Annotated in this window: 15 protein-coding genes; 9 read left to right on the top strand and 6 right to left on the bottom strand. The window is 75.4% G+C overall.

Going from position 1 to position 17,043, the window contains the following annotated elements:
• Positions 1–55 precede the first annotated feature (55 nt).
• Genes mca through NF338_RS06440 form a run of 3 tightly spaced genes read left to right on the top strand, consistent with a single transcriptional unit; the run spans position 56 to position 2,205 of the window.
• Positions 56–997 (top strand): mycothiol conjugate amidase Mca, encoded by a 942-nt coding sequence (gene mca, locus NF338_RS06450; protein ID WP_264030015.1) that lies wholly within the window; start codon positions 56–58, stop codon positions 995–997.
• Positions 994–1,395, top strand: coding sequence for a hypothetical protein (locus NF338_RS06445; RefSeq protein WP_264030014.1), 402 nt, complete (start codon positions 994–996; stop codon positions 1,393–1,395). Before mca ends, NF338_RS06445 begins: the two co-directional genes overlap by 4 nt.
• Before the next feature lie 3 nt (positions 1,396–1,398).
• Entirely contained in the window at positions 1,399–2,205 is an 807-nt protein-coding gene (locus NF338_RS06440; RefSeq protein ID WP_264030013.1) for a carbon-nitrogen hydrolase family protein, read from the top strand.
• Between the two features lie 13 nt (positions 2,206–2,218).
• On the opposite strand, the gene trhA is transcribed toward NF338_RS06440, so the two are convergent.
• On the bottom strand, positions 2,219–2,992 hold the full coding sequence (gene trhA, locus NF338_RS06435) for a PAQR family membrane homeostasis protein TrhA (RefSeq protein WP_412846248.1): 774 nt from the start codon (positions 2,990–2,992) through the stop codon (positions 2,219–2,221).
• A gap of 311 nt (positions 2,993–3,303) precedes the next feature.
• Between trhA and NF338_RS06430 the strand changes: the two genes are divergently transcribed.
• The 3 genes from NF338_RS06430 to NF338_RS06420 all read left to right on the top strand — a co-directional run bounded on the left by NF338_RS06430 (position 3,304) and on the right by NF338_RS06420 (position 5,946).
• A complete protein-coding gene (locus NF338_RS06430; RefSeq protein ID WP_204542751.1) occupies positions 3,304–4,065 on the top strand; it encodes an isoprenyl transferase in 762 nt (253 codons plus the stop codon).
• A 63-nt stretch (positions 4,066–4,128) separates the two neighbouring features.
• Positions 4,129–4,668: a MarR family winged helix-turn-helix transcriptional regulator gene (locus NF338_RS06425; RefSeq protein ID WP_264030012.1), complete on the top strand. Its 540-nt coding sequence runs from the start codon at positions 4,129–4,131 to the stop codon at positions 4,666–4,668.
• A 78-nt stretch (positions 4,669–4,746) separates the two neighbouring features.
• A complete protein-coding gene (locus tag NF338_RS06420; protein ID WP_264030011.1) occupies positions 4,747–5,946 on the top strand; it encodes a glycerate kinase in 1,200 nt (399 codons plus the stop codon).
• Between the two features lie 48 nt (positions 5,947–5,994).
• On the opposite strand, the gene NF338_RS06415 is transcribed toward NF338_RS06420, so the two are convergent.
• The gene (locus tag NF338_RS06415) at positions 5,995–7,206 is read right to left on the bottom strand and encodes an AAA family ATPase (RefSeq protein WP_264030010.1); all 1,212 of its coding nucleotides are present in this window, start codon (positions 7,204–7,206) and stop codon (positions 5,995–5,997) included.
• A gap of 211 nt (positions 7,207–7,417) precedes the next feature.
• Between NF338_RS06415 and NF338_RS06410 the strand changes: the two genes are divergently transcribed.
• A complete protein-coding gene (locus tag NF338_RS06410; RefSeq protein ID WP_264030009.1) occupies positions 7,418–8,077 on the top strand; it encodes a manganese efflux pump MntP family protein in 660 nt (219 codons plus the stop codon).
• A gap of 81 nt (positions 8,078–8,158) precedes the next feature.
• Here the strand turns inward: NF338_RS06410 and NF338_RS06405 are convergent, their stop codons facing one another.
• Genes NF338_RS06405 through NF338_RS06390 form a run of 4 tightly spaced genes read right to left on the bottom strand, consistent with a single transcriptional unit; the run spans position 8,159 to position 13,508 of the window.
• The gene (locus NF338_RS06405) at positions 8,159–8,566 is read right to left on the bottom strand and encodes a RidA family protein (protein WP_264030008.1); all 408 of its coding nucleotides are present in this window, start codon (positions 8,564–8,566) and stop codon (positions 8,159–8,161) included.
• 40 nt (positions 8,567–8,606) lie between these two features.
• Positions 8,607–9,971 (bottom strand): alanine racemase, encoded by a 1,365-nt coding sequence (locus NF338_RS06400; protein ID WP_264030007.1) that lies wholly within the window; start codon positions 9,969–9,971, stop codon positions 8,607–8,609.
• Between the two features lie 52 nt (positions 9,972–10,023).
• Complete coding sequence (locus tag NF338_RS06395; RefSeq protein ID WP_264030006.1) at positions 10,024–11,676, bottom strand: N-acyl-D-amino-acid deacylase family protein; 1,653 nt, start codon at positions 11,674–11,676, stop codon at positions 10,024–10,026.
• Positions 11,673–13,508, bottom strand: a complete 1,836-nt coding sequence (locus tag NF338_RS06390; protein ID WP_264030005.1) for a beta-N-acetylhexosaminidase — start codon at positions 13,506–13,508, stop codon at positions 11,673–11,675. The genes NF338_RS06395 and NF338_RS06390 overlap by 4 nt, the downstream gene beginning before the upstream one ends.
• 256 nt (positions 13,509–13,764) lie before the next feature.
• On the opposite strand from NF338_RS06390, the gene NF338_RS06385 reads away from it, so the two are divergent.
• Together NF338_RS06385 and NF338_RS06380 are read left to right on the top strand one after the other, a co-directional pair.
• Entirely contained in the window at positions 13,765–14,796 is a 1,032-nt protein-coding gene (locus tag NF338_RS06385; protein WP_412846243.1) for a LacI family DNA-binding transcriptional regulator, read from the top strand.
• 489 nt (positions 14,797–15,285) lie between these two features.
• Positions 15,286–16,980 (top strand): glycoside hydrolase family 13 protein, encoded by a 1,695-nt coding sequence (locus NF338_RS06380; protein ID WP_264030057.1) that lies wholly within the window; start codon positions 15,286–15,288, stop codon positions 16,978–16,980.
• Positions 16,981–17,043 lie beyond the last annotated feature (63 nt).

Here is a 17,043-nt window from a genome sequence, read left to right as displayed (position 1 = left end):
CACCCACGACAGGTCCGGCCGGGCGAGGAGACGTACGACGCACCCGGGAGGACCAGTGGCCGAACCCGCGGCCGGATCGACCACCCACCGCGAGCAGCCGGAGACGCTCCGTCTCCTGGCCGTGCACGCCCACCCCGACGACGAGTCGAGCAAGGGCGCCGCGACGGCCGCCCGCTACGCGGCCGAGGGCGTCGACGTGCTCGTCGCGACGTGCACGGGCGGTGAGCGCGGCGACATCCTCAACCCGAGCTTCGGCGAGGGGCCCGAGGGCATCGAGGGAATGCGCGCCCTGCGCCGCGTCGAGATGGCGTCGGCGGCGCGCGCGCTCGGCGTCCGCCAGCAGTGGCTCGGGTTCGTCGACTCGGGGCTCCCGGAGGGCGACCCGCTGCCCCCGCTGCCCGAGGGCTCGTTCGGCCTGGTCCCGCTCGAGGAGGCGGCCGCGCCGCTCGTCGAGCTCGTGCGGGAGTTCCGGCCCCACGTCGTGACGACGTACGACCCGTCGGGCGGGTACCCCCACCCCGACCACGTCATGTGCCACCGCGTCGCGTTCGAGGCGTTCCACGCCGCGGGCGACCCCGACCGCTACCGCCGCGAGGGCGGGGCGGCTCCCTGGTCGCCGCTCAAGCTCTACTACAACCACGACTTCTCGATGAACCGCATCCGCACGCTGCACGAGGCGATGCAGGGCGCAGGGCTCGAGTCGCCGTTCGGCGACTGGGTCGAGTCGCGGTCCGCGCGGGAGATCCCGGAGCGCGAGGTCACGACCCGCGTCCACGTCGCGCGCTACTACGCGCAGCGCGACGCCGCGCTCATCGCGCACGCCTCGCAGATCGACCCGGACGGCTTCTTCTTCGCGATCCCGCGCGACCTCGAGGTCGACGTGTGGCCGTTCGAGGAGTTCGAGCTCGCCGAGTCGCGCGTCCCCACGCGGCTGCCCGAGGACGACCTGTTCGCCGGCGTCCGCGAGCTCGTCGCGAGCGAGGAGGCGGCCTCGTGACCACGCCGACGTCCCTCGCGGACTCCTTCACGGTGACCGGTACGGGCGGTCCGGGCTGGGCGGCCGACGTCGTCGCCGAGACCGCGACGCCGAGCCCCTCCGACGACCCGCTGCGCGAGGACCTCGACCCGAACGACGTGTCCCCGGGCCTCGTCGGCTTCCTCGCGATCTTCGCGGTGGCGCTCGCGACCGTCGGCCTGTTCTTCGCGCTGTCCCGCCAGCTCCGGCGCATGCGGCACAACGCCGAGGTCCAGGGCATCGGCGCGGACGGTCCGCTGGAGGAGGGCGACGCCGACGGCGACGCGACCGCTGACGGCGAGTCGTCCGACGGTGCGCCGGGCGACGGCAGCGGCGCTCCCGGCGGTGCGACCGGCGGCGGACCCGCACGGCAGGGCTGACCCGTGGCCACCGGGGCGCGGGTCACGATCGGCCAGCTCGAGGTCTCCGCCGACCACGCGGCCAACCTCGTCACGGTCGGTGCCGCGTTCCGGGAGGCGGCGCGCGTGCGCGCGGACCTGCTCGTGCTGCCCGAGTACGCGGCGGGGTTCGACCCCCGGGGCACGGGCGTCGAGCACGCCGAGCCGCTCGACGGACCGTTCGTGTCCACCCTGCGTCGGCTCGCGCGCGAGCACGGGGTCGGGGTGATCGCGGGGACGCTCGTCCCGGGCGCCGCGGCGGGGCGCGCGGTGAACGTCGTCGTCGCCGTGGACGCGTCCGGCGCGCTCGTCGGCACGTACCGCAAGGTGCACCTCTACGACGCGTTCGGGCACCGCGAGTCCGACCGGCTCGACGCCGGCGACCCGGCCGCGCCGCCGTTGGTCCTGCCCGTCGGTGACCTGACCTTCGGGGTCATGACCTGCTACGACCTGCGCTTCCCCGAGAGCGCGCGGCGGCTCGTCGACGCCGGCGCGGACGTGCTCGTCGTGCCCGCCGCGTGGGCGGCGGGCGACCTCAAGGCAGACCAGTGGCGCACCCTGGCCCGGGCGCGGGCGATCGAGAACACCGCCGTCGTGCTCGCGGTCGGGCAGGCGGGCAGGGGCGTGACCGGCCGCTCGCTTCTCGTGGGGCCCGACGGTCAGGTGGGGCTCGAGCTGGGCGAGCGCGCCGAGCTGCGCAGCGCCGACCTCGACCCCGCGGCCCTGGCGAGCGTGCGCGAGCGCAACCCGTCGCTCGCCAACCGCCGCTACGCCGTCGTCCCTCGGGGTTGAGCCCGCGGCGTGCTCAGCGCGCCGCGACCGCCGCGAGCATGATGGCGATGTAGTGGCACGTGAAGCCGACGACGGTGAGCACGTGGAAGATCTCGTGGAAGCCGAACCAGCGGGGGCTGGGGTTCGGCTTCTTGATGCCGTAGACGACGGCGCCGAGCGTGTACGCGAGGCCGCCCGCGGCGACGAGCCAGACGATCGCGGGCCCGTTCGTCGTGGTCCAGAACTGCGGCATGTAGCCGACCGCGACCCACCCGAGGGCGACGTAGATGGGCACGTACACCCAGCGGGGTGCGTCGAGCCACAGGATCCGGGCGAGGAGCCCGAGGACGGCGCCGCCCCACACGATCGCGAGCAGGATCGTCGCGGTCCGCTGGGGGAGCAGGAGCACGGCGAGGGGCGTGTAGGTGCCGGCGATGATGAGGAAGATGTTCGAGTGGTCGGCGCGGCGGAGCACCCCGGCGACGCGCGGCGACCACGTGCCGCGGTGGTAGACCGCGCTCGTGCCGAAGAGGAGGCACGCGCTGAGCCCGAAGATCGCGCACGACACCTTGCCCGCGACGGGCGGGGCGACGACGACGAGGACGATGCTCGCGACGAGGACGAAGGGGAACGTCCCCGCGTGGATCCAGCCCCGCAGCCGCGGCTTGACCGCCTCGGCGACCTTCTCGACGGCGTCGCCCACGCTCTCGCGGACGTCCTCCAGCGCGTCGGCGCCCGGCAGGCGCGTGCCTCCGGCGTCGGTGGCGGGCGCGCTCGGGGTGGGGTCGCTGTCGGTCGGTCGGTCCACGGCGTCTCCTCGGGGTCGGGCCGGGTCGGGCGGTGGTCGGGCGGTGGTCGAGCGGTGGTCGAGCGGTGGTCGAGACGGTCGGGCGCGCGGCGCCGTCCCTCGAACCTACGCCATCGTAAGTTACGCGAGCGTAGGTTCGCGACCCGTCGCCGCTCCGCGGTGTGAAGATCCTGGGCAGGGGCGTGCGCGGTCGCGAGCACCCTGCCGTCCGGACGCTCCAGAGCGGTAGCGTGTGCGGGTTCGGCCCGCACGTCCCGACCCGGGACCAGCCCGCCGGGCGACACCCGTCCTTCCACCGTCGAGGAACCGTCGTGCGCCTGCCCCGCCCTGTCTACGGACTCTACGAGCGTCGTCTCGCCGCGACCCTCTCGCGCGAGAGCGTGCCGCGCCACGTGGGCGTCATCCTCGACGGCAACCGCCGGTGGGCGCGCTCGTTCGGCGAGTCGACGGCGACCGGCCACCGCCGGGGTGCCGACAAGATCACGGAGTTCCTCGGCTGGAGCGAGGACCAGGGCGTCGAGGTCGTGACGCTGTGGATGCTCTCGACCGACAACCTCTCGCGCTCGCAGGAGGAGCTCTCCGCGCTGCTCGACATCATCGAGGACGCGGTGCGCGACCTCGCCGACTCGGGCCGCTGGCGCCTGCGGGTCATGGGCCGTCTCGACCTGCTCCCCGAGCGCCTCGCGGGCGCGCTCCGCGAGGCGCAGCAGCGCACGGCCTCGGTCGACGGGCTCCAGGTGAACGTGGCGATCGGCTACGGCGGCCGGCACGAGATCGCCGACGCCGTGCGCTCGTACCTGCGCGAGCAGGCGGCCGCGGGCGCGCGGCTGCAGGACCTCGCGGAGAACCTCGACGTCGAGCACATCGAGGAGCACCTGTACACCAAGGGGCAGCCGGACCCGGAGCTCGTCATCCGCACGTCGGGCGAGCAGCGGCTCGGCGGCTTCCTGCTCTGGCAGAGCGCGCACTCGGAGTTCTACTTCTGCGAGGCCTACTGGCCGGACTTCCGGCGCGTGGACTACCTGCGCGCGCTGCGCGCCTACTCCCAGCGCGAGCGTCGCCTCGGCCGCTGAGCGCGCCGCCCGCGACCCGGTAGGGTCGATGCGAACGCATCGATCGAGCGGTCCGGGGGTGTCATGGTCGAGCAGGGCCAGGGCGAGCACGTGACGGCGCCCGGGCACGGGAGCCCGCGGCTCGCGGTCGAGACCTGGGAGTCGTTGTTCCGGGCGCAGGTCACCGTCATGCGCCGTCTGCAGGCCGACCCGGTCTGGGACGGTCTCACCCTGCGCGAGTACGACGTGCTGTTCTCGCTCACCAAGGGCCCCGACGAGGGGATGCGCCTGCGCGACCTCAACGTGTACATCCTGCTCAGCCAGCCGTCGCTGAGCCGCATGGTGGACCGGTTGGCGACCCGCGGCCTGGTCGAGCGCACGTCCGCGCCCGACGACGCGCGCGGCACGCTCGTCCGGCTCACCCCGGCGGGCCGGGACCTCCAGCGGGCGACCGGCCGCGCGCACGCCCGCGCCATCGCGACCTACGTGGGTGGCGCGCTCGACGACGACGAGCTGACGACGCTCGGCGAGCTCCTCGAGCGGTTGCGCGCGGCCCAGCAGGTGATCCCCGACGTGGTCCGTGCGGCGGTTCCCGAGCCGCGGGCGGGCGAGCGGCGCCCCTGAGCGCTGTGGCGGGGAACACGTCCGGTCCGTCCGTTCCCGGGCGGACCGGAGCGGGTCCCGCTGCCTAGGATGCGAAGCGTGTCCTCAACGCCGAGCACCACCCAGACCGGTTCCTCGCAGCGTCCCGACGGCCCGCTGCGCGTCGTCGTCGCACCCGACTCGTTCAAGGGCAGCCTGAGCGCCGCGGACGTCGCGCACGCCGTCGCCGCCGGGGTGCGCGGCGTCGTCCCTGATGCCGAGGTCGTCGAGCTCCCCATGGCCGACGGCGGCGAGGGCACCCTCGACGCGCTCCTCGCCGTGTGGGGCGTGCCGGCGCGCGAGGTCGCGACGGTCGACGCGATCGGGCGCCCGCGTACCGCGCGGTTCGGGGTCTCGGCCGACGGGCGCCTGGGCGTCGTGGAGCTGGCGGAGGCGAGCGGCCTGCCGCAGGTGAGCGACGTCGCGCTGCAGCCCCTGCACGCGCACACCCTGGGCACGGGTGCCGCGGCCGCCGCCGTGCTCGACGCCGGGGTGGACGAGGTGATCGTGTGCCTCGGCGGGTCGGCGTCCACCGACGGCGGCGCCGGCATCCTCACCGGTCTCGGCGCGCGGCTCCTGGACGACGGTGGCGCGCAGGTGCCCGACGGCGGCGAGGGGCTCGCGCGGGTCGCGCGCCTCGACCTGTCCGGGCTGCACCCGCGTGCTCGCGACGTGCGTTGGCGTCTCGCGGTCGACGTGACCAACCCGCTGCACGGCGAGCGGGGCGCGGCGCACGTGTTCGGCCCGCAGAAGGGCGCCCAGGAGGCGGACGTCGCGTTCCTCGACGACGCGCTGCGCCGCTGGGCGGGCGTGCTCGTCGAGGAGGCCGGGTTCGACGTGTCCGAGCTCGCGGGCGCCGGCGCGGCGGGCGGTGTGCCCGCGGCGATGGTCGGCGTCCTCGGCGCGGAGCTCGAGCCCGGTGCGCGCCTCGTCGCCGAGGCCGTCGGGCTGCCGGACGCGGTCCGCCGCGCGGACCTGGTCTTCACGGGCGAGGGGTCGTTCGACTCGCAGTCGGTCAACGGCAAGGTCGCCGACGCGATGGGCGCGCTCGCCGCCGAGGCACCTCGGCGTCCGCCGGTCGTCGTGCTCGCGGGGCGCGTCCTGCTGCCCGCGCACCAGGCGCGCGACGCCGGGATCGCCGCGGCGTTCAGCATCGCCCCCGGCCCCATCGAGCTCGACGAGCTCCTCGACCGCACGGCGTCCCGGCTGACCGACCTCGCTGCGACGGTCACGAGCCTCCACGTCGCCTCGCGGCGCTGACCGCCCCCGCCGAGGCGAGGCTCGAGCCCGGGGCCCGCGCGGCCTGAGTCACCGCCGGGGCCAGGTCCAGGGCGGCTGGTCGAGCAGCCCCTCGCGCCCGGCGACCGTCGTCTCGCCGGACGGCGAGCGGACGAGCTCGACCTCGAGGAGGTCGTCGGGACCCGGCAGGTCCGCCGTGCCCGACGCCGTCGCGTCCCGCAGCGCCGCGACGAGCGGCGCCGCGTGGGTCACCACGACGACCTGCGTCTCCCGTGCCGCGGCGTGCACGAGCGTGCCGAGCGCGGGCAGCAGGTCGGGGTGCAGGCTCGTCTCGGGCTCGTTGAGCACGAGGAGCTCGGGCGGGCGCGGCGAGAGCAGCGCGGCGACGAGGAACAGGTACCGCAGCGTGCCGTCGCTCAGCTCGGCGCCCGTGAGCGGTCGCAGCAGGCCCTGCTGGTGGAGGGCGAGCTCGAACCGTCCCTCGTCGGCCTGGACCGCGAGGCGGCTGCCGGGGAACGCGCGGGAGACGGCGGCGTCGAGCTCGTCGCCGCGGCCGAGGTCGCGCACGGTCTCGAGCGCGGCAGCGAGGTCCGCGCCGTCGTGCGCGAGGACCGGCGTGCGCGTGCCGACCTGCGGAGCGCGGGCCGGCGCCCCCGCGTCGGTGCGGAGCTGGTCGTAGAACCGCCACGAGCGCAGGGCCTCCCGCACCGCGACGACCTCCGGCGCTCCCACGGGGTCGACGAGCTCGGTGAGCACGCTGTCGAACGACCGGAGCCGGGCGGGTGAGGAGGCCCAGCCTCCGGCGTCGTCCCGCACGCGGACGGCGGGCCCCCGCCGCTCGACCTGGAGCGTCGCGGGGCGCGGGGACGGTCCGGACCAGATCGTCTCGACCTTGATCTCCGGGTCGAGGCCGAACGCCGACCCGGGGTGCTGCGGCAGGCCGAGGTCGACGGCGTAGCCGAGGTCGCCCGGAGCCGCGCCCGCGAACCCCAGCCGCAGCGCGACGGGCGCGGTCCGCCGCGTGCCCTGGACGGGCCCGCCGTCGCGCACGGCCCGGCTGCCGCCCTGCTCTGGCCCGGCCCACAGCGTCGACCGCAGCCCGCCCTCGCGTGCGACCGCCCCGACCGCGCCGCCGAGCGCGCACTCGGCGAGCAGGCGCAGCGCGCGGTACAGGCTCGACTTGCCGGTCCCGTTGGCACCGGTCACGACCGTGAGCCGGTCGAGCGGCAGCACGAGGCTGCGCAGCGAGCGGTACCCCTCCACGGCGATCGTCGCGAGCATCCGTCACCTCCTGCCGCGCACGCTACGCGTCGCCTCCCACGGGCCTCCTCGCGGGCCGCGGACGTCCGCACCCGAGGTTGCGGACACCCGTATCCGGGAATGCGGGGAAACGCGTCCAGGAATGCTGGGAGCCACGTCCGGAAATGCCGAGATCAGCGTCACCACGACGCACCTGGACGCATTCGTCCGGCGCTTTCTAGGCTGCTTTCTCGTGGGAATTCTCGAGCTCGTGGTGATCGCCGTCGCGCTCGCGGCGGACGCGTTCGCCGTGGCGCTCGCGCAGGGCACCCGGATGCGGCGCCCGACGTGGCGCGAGACCGCGCGCGTCGCGGTCCTCTTCGGCCTCTTCCAGGCGCTCATGCCGCTCGCCGGCTGGGCGCTGTCCACGTGGTTCGCCGACGCGGTGTCCGGCGTCGCGCCGTGGATCGCCTTCGGGATGCTCGCGTTCGTGGGTGCGCACATGGTCAAGGAGGGCCTCCAGGACGAGGCCGAGCACGCCGTCGAGCACGTGGAGGGACCGGCGGACGGGCAGGCCACCGGCGCGGAGGTCGGGGCGCCCGGCGAGCCGGGCGCCGTCGCGACGCTCGCGCCGCCCGTCACCCGGCGCCCTCGCGTGGCCTACCGGGTGCTGCTCCCGCTGGCGATCGCGACGTCGATCGACGCCGCCGCGTCGGGCGTGACGTTCGCGGTGCTCGGCGTGCCGATCCTGCCCGCGGTCGTCCTCGTGGGCGTCGTGACGCTCGTGCTGTCCGGCCTCGGGGTGCGCCTCGGTGCCCGCGCGGGCGAGCGCCTGGGCCGCTGGGCGACGGTCGCGGGCGGCGCCGTGCTGATCCTGCTCGGCCTGCGCATCCTGCTCGCACACCTCCTCTGACCCGCCGACCCGCTGTGGGCGTGAAATGGGCCCGGTTCTCGATCGAGAACCGGGCCCATTTCACGCCCACAGCGGGTCGGGTCAGTCCGTGATCGCGAAGGCGTCGATCTCGACGAGCATCTCCTGGCGGGGCAGGCCGGTGAACACCGTCGTGCGGCTCGGGAGCACGCCCCTCGTGGTGTGCTGGGCGACGAACGCGCCGTAGGCGTCGTTCATGAGGGGGAAGTCCTCGCGCTTGGTGAGGTAGACGCGCAGCATGACGACGTCGTCGAAGGTCGCGCCGGACGCCTCGACGATCGCGCGCACGTTCTCGAGCGTGCGCGTGGTCTGCGCGGCGACGTCGCCGGGGTAGAGGTACTCGTTCGTCGCGGGGTCGACGGGGCCCTGGCCGGAGACCTGGACGAACGGGCCCTTGCGCACGCCCTGGTGGAACGTGTGCGCGGGCGCCGGGGCGTCGGGGGTCGAGATCGCGGTCTTCTCGCTGGTCATGGTGTCCTCTCGGTTGTTCGTGGTCGCAGGGTGAACGGGGTCAGAGGTCGATGGTCGCGAGGTCGACGACCTCGTCGCCGCGCACGACGGCGGCCACGCGCCAACGGTCGAACGTCGTGCAGGGGTGGGAGATGCCGAACCCGACGACGTCGCCCGGGCGGACCTGGGCGGTCGCGGGGCCGGTGACCTGGCCGGCACCCGCGTCGAGCGCGAGGTAGAGGTGCTGGTCGTTGAGCGCGGTGACGCGCGTCCCGGCGAGCTCGCGCGCGGGCAGCCAGCCGTCGTCGGACTGCGAGCGCAGCCAGAGCGCGACGGGCAGGTCGATGTCGAACGACACGTCGCGGCGCCCGACGCCGCAGATCGCGAGTCCCGGCTCGGGGACGGACAGCACCTGGCCCCAGACCGTCGCGGCGCCCCGCAGCGGCTCGGCGCCGGGGATGCGGCTCCACGGGTCGGTGCGCGAGTAGAAGCCGTGGTCGTGCGTGACGTACGCGCCCGAGCGCACCACGACGCGAACCTCGACCTCGCGACCGTCGGCGCCGGCGACCGGCCCGGGCAGCTCGGCGAGCACGACGTCGAGGAACGAGCTGCCGCCCGCGGACAGCACGAGCGGCTCGTCGACACCCGCGAGGCCCTCGCGGGCGAATGCGGCACCGAGGTCGCGCAGACCGTCGCACCACGCGCCGACGGCCGCGAGCTCGTCGCCGCTCGTGCCGCCCGCGACCGAGCCCTCGTACCCCGTGACACCGAGCAGGCGCAGGCCCGACGCCCGGACGGCGCGCGCGAGGTCCAGGGCAGCCGCGGTGCTGCGCACCCCCGTGCGCCCGCCGGGGACGCCGAGCTCGACGAGCACGCCGACGCGCGCCCGGACGGCGGCCGGAGCGTCGGCGAGCCCGCGCGCGAGAAGGTCGACGCCGTGCGGCGAGTCCACGCACAGCCACACCTCGTCGGCGGAACCGTCGACCACACCGGTCAGGTCGTCGCGCAGCCAGGCGATCTCGCGCGGGTCGAGCAGCTCGTTCGCGAGCAGGACGCGCGGCACGCCCCAGTCGCGCACGGTGCGCAGCTGCGACGGCGTCGCGACCGTCGCCCCCCACGCGCCCGCCGCGGCCTGGCGCGCGTAGAGCGCGCGCGACATCGTCGTCTTCACGTGCGGCGCGTGCTCGACGCCGCGCTCCGTGCACACGCGTGCGACGACACCGACGTTGTGGTCGAGCGTCGCGTCGTCGAGCGTGAGCAGCGGCCACGAGAAGGCGCCGTCCGTGACGCGCGGGGCGCCGGCGAGCACGTCCGCGACGGTCGCCGGGGCGGCGAGCCGCAGGCCCTTGGTCCGGGGCCCGACGCCGTCGCGCGCCCAGGGTCGGGCGGGTGCGGGACCCTGGGTGTGGTCCGTCGTGCCGGTCATGCGGTCCTCCTCGGGAGTCGTGCCCTCGTGCCGGACAGGTGCGGGCTCCCGCTCATACCCGCGTCGCGCCGGGGCGCAGCGGCCGGCCGGGGAGGGCGGTGGTGAGCCGGCCGTCGCGCAGGACGGGCACGCCCGCGACGAGCACGTCGTCCACGCCAGACGCCGGGCGGCGCGGGTCCTCGTACGTCGCCTCGTCGCGGATCTGGTCGGGGTCGACGAGCGCGAGGTCCGCGACCGCGCCCGGCACCACCGTGCCGCGCCCGGTGAGCGCGAACCGCTCGGCGGGTCGCGTCGACAGGTGCGTGACAGCGTCGTGCCAGGTCCAGTCCCCGAGCCTACGCACGTGCTCGGCGCAGAAGCGCGCGAAGGCGCCCCAGCCGCGCGGGTGGGGCCGGCCACCACCTCCGACGGGCGCGTAGATCGCGTCGGACCCGCCCACGTGCGCGCGGTGGCGCAGCAGGGCCCGCACGGAGTCGGGCGAGTTGGTCGGGGGCTGGGCGAACACGCACGAGGCGCGCAGGCGGGTCGCGACGAGCAGGCGGACCGCGGTCTCGGCGGGGGTCAGGCCCAGGCGCGCGGCGACGTCGGGCAGGGTCATGCCCTCGGTCCAGGTCAGGTCCTCGGCGGGCTCGCCGGGCCGTACCCCGGTGGGGACAGCGGCCATCGTGACGCGGGGCCACAGGTCGGTCAGGGTGGGGAAGTGCTCGCGGTGCAGGCGGTCCAGGACCGCCGGGTCCGTGAGGGCGGCCACGGTCGCGTCGACGTCGGCGATGGGCAGCCAGGTCGGCAGGGACACCATGGACAGGATCGAGCAGCCGCGCAGGTAGGGGTAGGAGTCGAAGGTGACGTCCAGGCCCTGGGCGTGGGCGTCGTCGACGTACCCCAGCAGCTCGGCGGCGGGGCCGTGGTAGTGCGAGACGTGGGTCGCGACGCCGGAGGTGCGCGCGACGCGCACGAGCTCGGCGAACGCCGGGCCGGCCTTGTCCTCGTAGCCGCGCATGTGCGACACGTGGGGGAGCCCGCGCGCGGCGAGGACGCTGGTGAGGGCGACGAGCTCGGCCTCGTCGGCGTAGGTGGCCGGGACGTACTCCAGGCCGGTCGACATCCCCAGGGCGCCGTCGTCGAGGGCGGCGGTGAGCAGGGCGCGCATGCGGTCGGTCTCGGCGGGCGTCGCGGCGCGGGCGGCGGCACCCAGGACCGCGTACCGGATCGTGCCGTGCGGGGCGAGGTAGCCGACGTTGACCCGCGTGGTGCGGTCGTAGGTCGCGAGCAGGTCGGCGACCGACCCGCCGCGGAACGTGGGGTGGGCGCCGTTGATCGCGGCGAAATACCCGGCCGCCCAGGCCGCGGCGTCGTGCAGGCCCGACGCCGTCTCGTCGCCCGCGGCGCGCTCCTCGCCCGGGGCGGGCGAGGGCGCGTAGGACACCCCGTCCTGCCCCACGACGACGCTCGTCACGCCCTGGCGCAGCATCGCGAGCTGCACGTCCTCGTCCAGGACCGCCGCCTCGCCGTGCACGTGCGCATCCACGAACCCCGGGAGCAGGAGGCGCCCCCCGGCGTCGAGGGTGTCGACGCCTGCGGGCGCGGCGGACCCGGCGGGGACGATGCTCTCGACCCGGCCCGCGTGGACCGTGACGTCCACGGGAACGGACGCACCGCCGTCGGGCTCGACGAGCCGGGCGCCGCGGACCACGAGCGCGCTCACGCGGGGCCGCCTTCGTCCTCGTCGCGCCCCTCGACCCAGCCGCCGACGCCGCGCAGGCCGCCCGCGGCGAGCTCGGCCGCACGGTCGCGCGGCCAGCCCGCGACGCCGGGCCGGGTCTGCCAGGGGCGCGGGCCGTCGAGCGGCCGGTACTCCACGCCCGCCGCGTCCAGGCGCGGGAGGTGGTGCGTCACGAGACGCTCGCGGAATGCGATCGACGCCGGCGAGCCTGGGGTCCGGTCCTCCTCCGGCGACCACATGACCTCGGCGAACGCCGCGAGGCGCGGGAACGCGGCGTAGTCGACCCGGCGGGCGGAGTCGAGGTGCTCGGACCAGAGCTCGGCCTGGCCTCCGAGGAGCGCGCCGGTGCGGCCCGCACCGGGCTGGTCCGTGTCGGTGTCCGTGTCCGTGTCGGTGTCCGTGCTCGTGGTCGCGAGCCCGGACGGCAGCGGCTCGAACGCGTACACGTCGTCGAGCGTCGTGAGGAAGCCGACGGGCGCCGGTTCGTCCGGGGCGTCGCCGCCGCGATGGTCGAGGTAGACGACCTGCTCGGGCGCCATGACGACGTCGTGCCCGGCGGCGAGCGCGTCCGCCCCCACGGCCCAGCCGCGCCACGACGTCACGACCACGTCGCGCGGGAGCACCGGCCCGAACGCCTCGTCCCACACGACCGCGCGCCGTCCGCTCCTCGCGACGTGCTCCGCGAGCCGGGCGAGGAACCAGCCGTGCAGCCCGCCGACGTCGTCGAGCCCGAGCGCCTCCGCGCGCGCCACGATCTCCGGGTTCTCGCGCCACAGCGTCGTCGGGACCTCGTCGCCGCCGATCGCCACGAACGGTGCGTCGAACACGTCGAGGACCTCGTCGAGCACGTGCCGGAAGAACGTCAGCGACTCCTCGGACGGGTCGAGCACCTCCGTGCTCACGCCCCACGTCGTGCGGACCTCGTGCGCCTGCTTGCGCGTGCCGAGCTCGGGGTAGGCGGCCACGGCGGCCTCGACGTGCCCCGGCGCGTCGATCTCCGGCACGACCGTCACCCCGCGCTCGCGCGCGTACGCGACGATCTCGCGCAGGTCGTCCTGCGTGTAGTAGCCGCCGTGCGGGCGACCGTCGAAGACCCCGGCGCGCCACGTGCCGACGCCCGACTCGCGACGCCACGCCCCGACCTCCGTGAGCCGCGGGTAGCGCGCGATCTCCATGCGCCAGCCCTGGTCGTCGGTGAGGTGGAGCTGCAGCACGTTGAGCCGGTGCGCCGCGGCGAGGTCGACGAACCGCAGCACGTCGGCCTTGGGCAGGAAGTGGCGCGCGACGTCGAGCAGCACGCCGCGCCACGGGAACCGCGGATGGTCGGTGATCGTGACGTGCGGGAGGACGAGCGTCGGCGTGGCGGAGGTGTCCGCCGGGGCGCGGCGGAACGAGGCCGGGCCGGCGAGCTGGCGGAGCGTCTGCGCGGCGGCGTGCGCGCCGTCGAGGTCGCCGGCGTCCACGCGGACGCCGACGGCGTCGATCGTCAGGCGGTAGCCCGACGGCGGGAGGTCGCCGTCGAGCGCGAACGTCACGGCGGTGGGCTCCGTGGCACCGAGGGGTGCCGGGACCGTCGGGGACGCCTGTCCGGGGGTCGAGGGGTCGGCCGGCACGAGGTCGAGGCCGAAGGCGTCCTCCGTCGTCCGGCGCCACCAGCGCGCGGCGGCGCGCAGCGCCTGGTCGCTCACGACCCGCGTCCCGTCGACGACGGCGGTCGTGCCCTCGCCGGGCGTCAGCGCCGCGGGGGCAGGGACGAGCCCGAACGGGTCCGTCGTGGACGCGGGGCGTGGCGCGGGCACCTTTTGGAAGGACACCGAACGAGCCTAGCCGCTACCGCCGCCGACTCCCCACCCACCCCGCGCCGGCTCGGTCGCCGCCCCGCCCCGCTCGCGCCCCGACCTGCGCCGAGAACGACATGGCGGTCAGAATGAGCGACCCCGCGGCCTTCCTGTCGGGTTCGGCAGGGCCATGCGCCCGGCGCGGACCTCGCACGTGCCCACGGACGCAAGCATGCGTTCGCTCGCCCCGGATTCACGCAAGCGGCTTGCAGCGGCGCGTATAGTCGACGGCATGTCGAGACGTCTGGCGGAGGTCGCCACCAAGGTCGGTGTCAGCGAGGCCACGGTGAGCCGCGTGCTCAACGGGAAGCCCGGCGTGTCGCAGGCGACGCGCGACGCGGTGCTCACCGCGCTCGACGTGCTCGGCTACGAGCGGCCGACCAAGCTGCGGGGCGAGCGCGGACGCCTCGTGGGACTCGTGCTCCCCGAGCTCGTCAACCCGATCTTCCCGGCGTTCGCCGAGGTCATCGGCGGCGCGCTCGCGCAGCAGGGCTTCACGCCGGTGCTGTGCACGCGGACCGCGGGCGGCGTCACGGAGGCCGAGTACATCGACCTGCTCCTGGGCCAGCACGTGTCGGGCGTGATCTTCGCGGGCGGGTTCTACGCGGAGCGCCTGGCCGACCACGCGCACTTCCGCCGGCTCGAGAAGCTCGGGCTGCCGGTCGTGCTCATGAACGCCTCGATCGAGGACCTCGACTTCCCGCGCGTCTCGTGCGACGACCTCGTCGCGATGAACCAGGCGCTCGGCCACGTGCTCTCGCTCGGCCACGAGAAGGTCGGCCTGCTGCTCGGGCCGGCGGACCACGTGCCGTCCGAGCGCAAGCTCGCCGCGGCGCAGACGTTCGCCGAGCGGCAGGGGCACGTCCTCGACCCGACCCTCGTCGTGCACAGCCAGTACTCGCTCGAGAGCGGGCAGGCCGCCGCGAACCGGCTGCTCGAGGCCGGCGCGACGGCGATCGTGTGCGCGAGCGACCCGCTCGCCCTCGGTGCCGTGCGCGCGGTCCGGCGCGCGGGTCTCGACGTCCCGACGGACGTGTCCGTCGTCGGCTACGACGACTCGAACCTCATGAACTCCACCGACCCGGCGCTGACCACGGTCCGCCAGCCCATCGAGCCCATGGGCCGGGCGGCCGTCGACCTGCTCGCGAGCATGATCGCGGGTGCCGACGTCTCGCGCGACGAGCTCCTGTTCGAGCCCGAGCTCGTCGTGCGCGGCTCGACCGCCGCGGCGCACGCCGCCGGCCGCGAGGCCACCGCCTCCTAGACGGCACCCCCACTCCTCCAGGGCCCCGCCCCGGCCGCTCAGGCCGGACGGGGCCCTCGTCGTCGTGCCCTTCGCGTCGACGTCGAACCCGGGATCGCTCCTGACCCGTGCCCGTGCGTGGGGAGAGAGCCCGGGTTCGACGCCGTCGGGACGCGTCGTCGGCGGGGGCAGTCTGCCTCGCAGAGGCTTCCGCAAGTCGTCGTAAGTCTCTCGACGTCGAGAGATAGCGTTTCGATAACGACACTGTCGGATTCTTGCGCGCATCCTGTCGTCTAGTTACAGTCGTCCACGACGGCGCGGTCGGCACCCGGTGCACGACGGCCGTCCCGGGAACCCCACCCGGTCGGATGGAACGCAGTGCGCAGCAGCAGGCGAGGCACGGCCCCGGCACGTGCAGCCCACGAACTCACGGAAGAGGACGCGGTGAGCAACGATCACCCCCGAGTCGCCGACGGCGAACCCACCCCCGACGCGACCCTCGCGCAGGCGGTGCGGGCGCCGGGGGCGGCGTCGCCCGACTGGTGGCGCAGCGCCGTGATCTACCAGGTGTACGTGCGCAGCTTCGCGGACGGCAACGGCGACGGCACGGGCGACCTCGCGGGCGTGCGCCAGCACCTCACCTACCTGCGCGACCTCGGGGTCGACGCGATCTGGTTCACCCCCTGGTACGTGTCCCCGCTCGCGGACGGCGGCTACGACGTCGCGGACTACCGCGCGATCGACCCCCAGTTCGGCACGCTGGCCGAGGCGGAGCAGCTCATCGCGGAGGCGCGCGAGCTCGGGATCCGCACGATCATCGACGTCGTCCCCAACCACGTCTCGTCCGAGCACGAGTGGTTCAAGGCCGCCCTCGCCGCCGGCCCCGGGTCGCCGGAGCGCGAGCGCTTCTGGTTCCACCCGGGCAAGGGCGAGGACGGGTCCGAGATCCCGACGCGCTGGGTCTCGGAGTTCCAGGGCAGCACGTGGACGCGCACGACGAACCCCGACGGCACGCCCGGCGAGTGGTACCTGCACGTGTTCGCGCCCGAGCAGCCGGACCTCAACTGGAACCACCCCGACGTGCGCCGCGAGCACGAGGACATCCTGCGGTTCTGGTTCGACCGTGGCGCCGCGGGCATCCGCATCGACTCCGCGGCCCAGCTCGTCAAGGACCCGGCGCTGCCCGAGGTCCCGGCCCACCCCGGACCGGGCGAGCACCCGCACGTCGACCGCGACGAGCTGCACGACATCTACCGCGGCTGGCGCGCCGTCGCCGACTCCTACGAGGAGCCGCGCGTGCTCGTGGGCGAGGTGTGGCTCGCGGACCGTGCGCGGTTCGCCCAGTACCTGCGCCCGGACGAGATGCACACGGCGTTCAACTTCGACTTCATGGCGCGCCCGTGGGACGCGAAGGCGCTGCGCGAGTCGGTCCAGACGACGCTCGACGCGCACGCCCCGGTCGCGGCGCCCGCGACGTGGGTGCTCTCGAACCACGACGTGACGCGTCCCGTGACGCGGTACGGCCGCGAGGACAGCTCGTTCGCGTTCGCGACCAAGCGCTTCGGCACGCCGACGGACCTGGAGACCGGGCGCCGTCGGGCCCGCGCGGCAGCGCTGCTGTCCGCGGCGCTGCCGGGGTCGCTCTACCTCTACCAGGGCGACGAGCTCGGCCTGCCCGAGGTCGAGGACCTGCCGCTCGCCGCGATCCAGGACCCCATGCACTTCCGCTCCGACGGCGTCGACCCCGGTCGTGACGGCTGCCGCGTCCCTCTCCCGTGGACGCGCGGCGGCACGAGCAACGGGTTCGGGCCCGACGGCGGCGCGCAGCCGTGGCTGCCCCAGCCCGCGGGCTGGGGGGAGGTCTCCGTCGAGGCGCAGGCCGACGACGAGACGTCGATGCTCGCGCTCTACCGCCGCGTCCTCGCGACGCGACGCGCGGAGCCCGCGCTGCACGGCGAGACGTTCCGCTGGCTCGACTCCCTCGGCGGGGTCGCGCTCGGCGACGACGTGCTCGCCTTCGTCCGCGAGGACACCCGCGGCGACGACGACCGCGCGGTCACGTGCGTCGTCAACCTCGGGGCCGAGGACGTGCCGCTGCCCGCGGACGCCGAGGTCCTGCTCCACAGCGGCACCCCGCACGGGGCGGACGCGTCGGAGCCGCCGACGCGCCTCGCCCCCGACACCGCGGTCTGGCTGCGCGCATGACGCCGCGCACGAGCCGTCAGGCCTGACCGCCACCAGTCCCCGGGCCGCGAGCCGGTCGGCCCG

Source organism: Cellulosimicrobium sp. SH8, from assembly GCF_025818875.1.
Classification (GTDB): Bacteria; Actinomycetota; Actinomycetes; order Actinomycetales; family Cellulomonadaceae; genus Cellulosimicrobium; species Cellulosimicrobium cellulans_D.
This window is presented reverse-complemented; position numbering and strand designations above follow the sequence as displayed.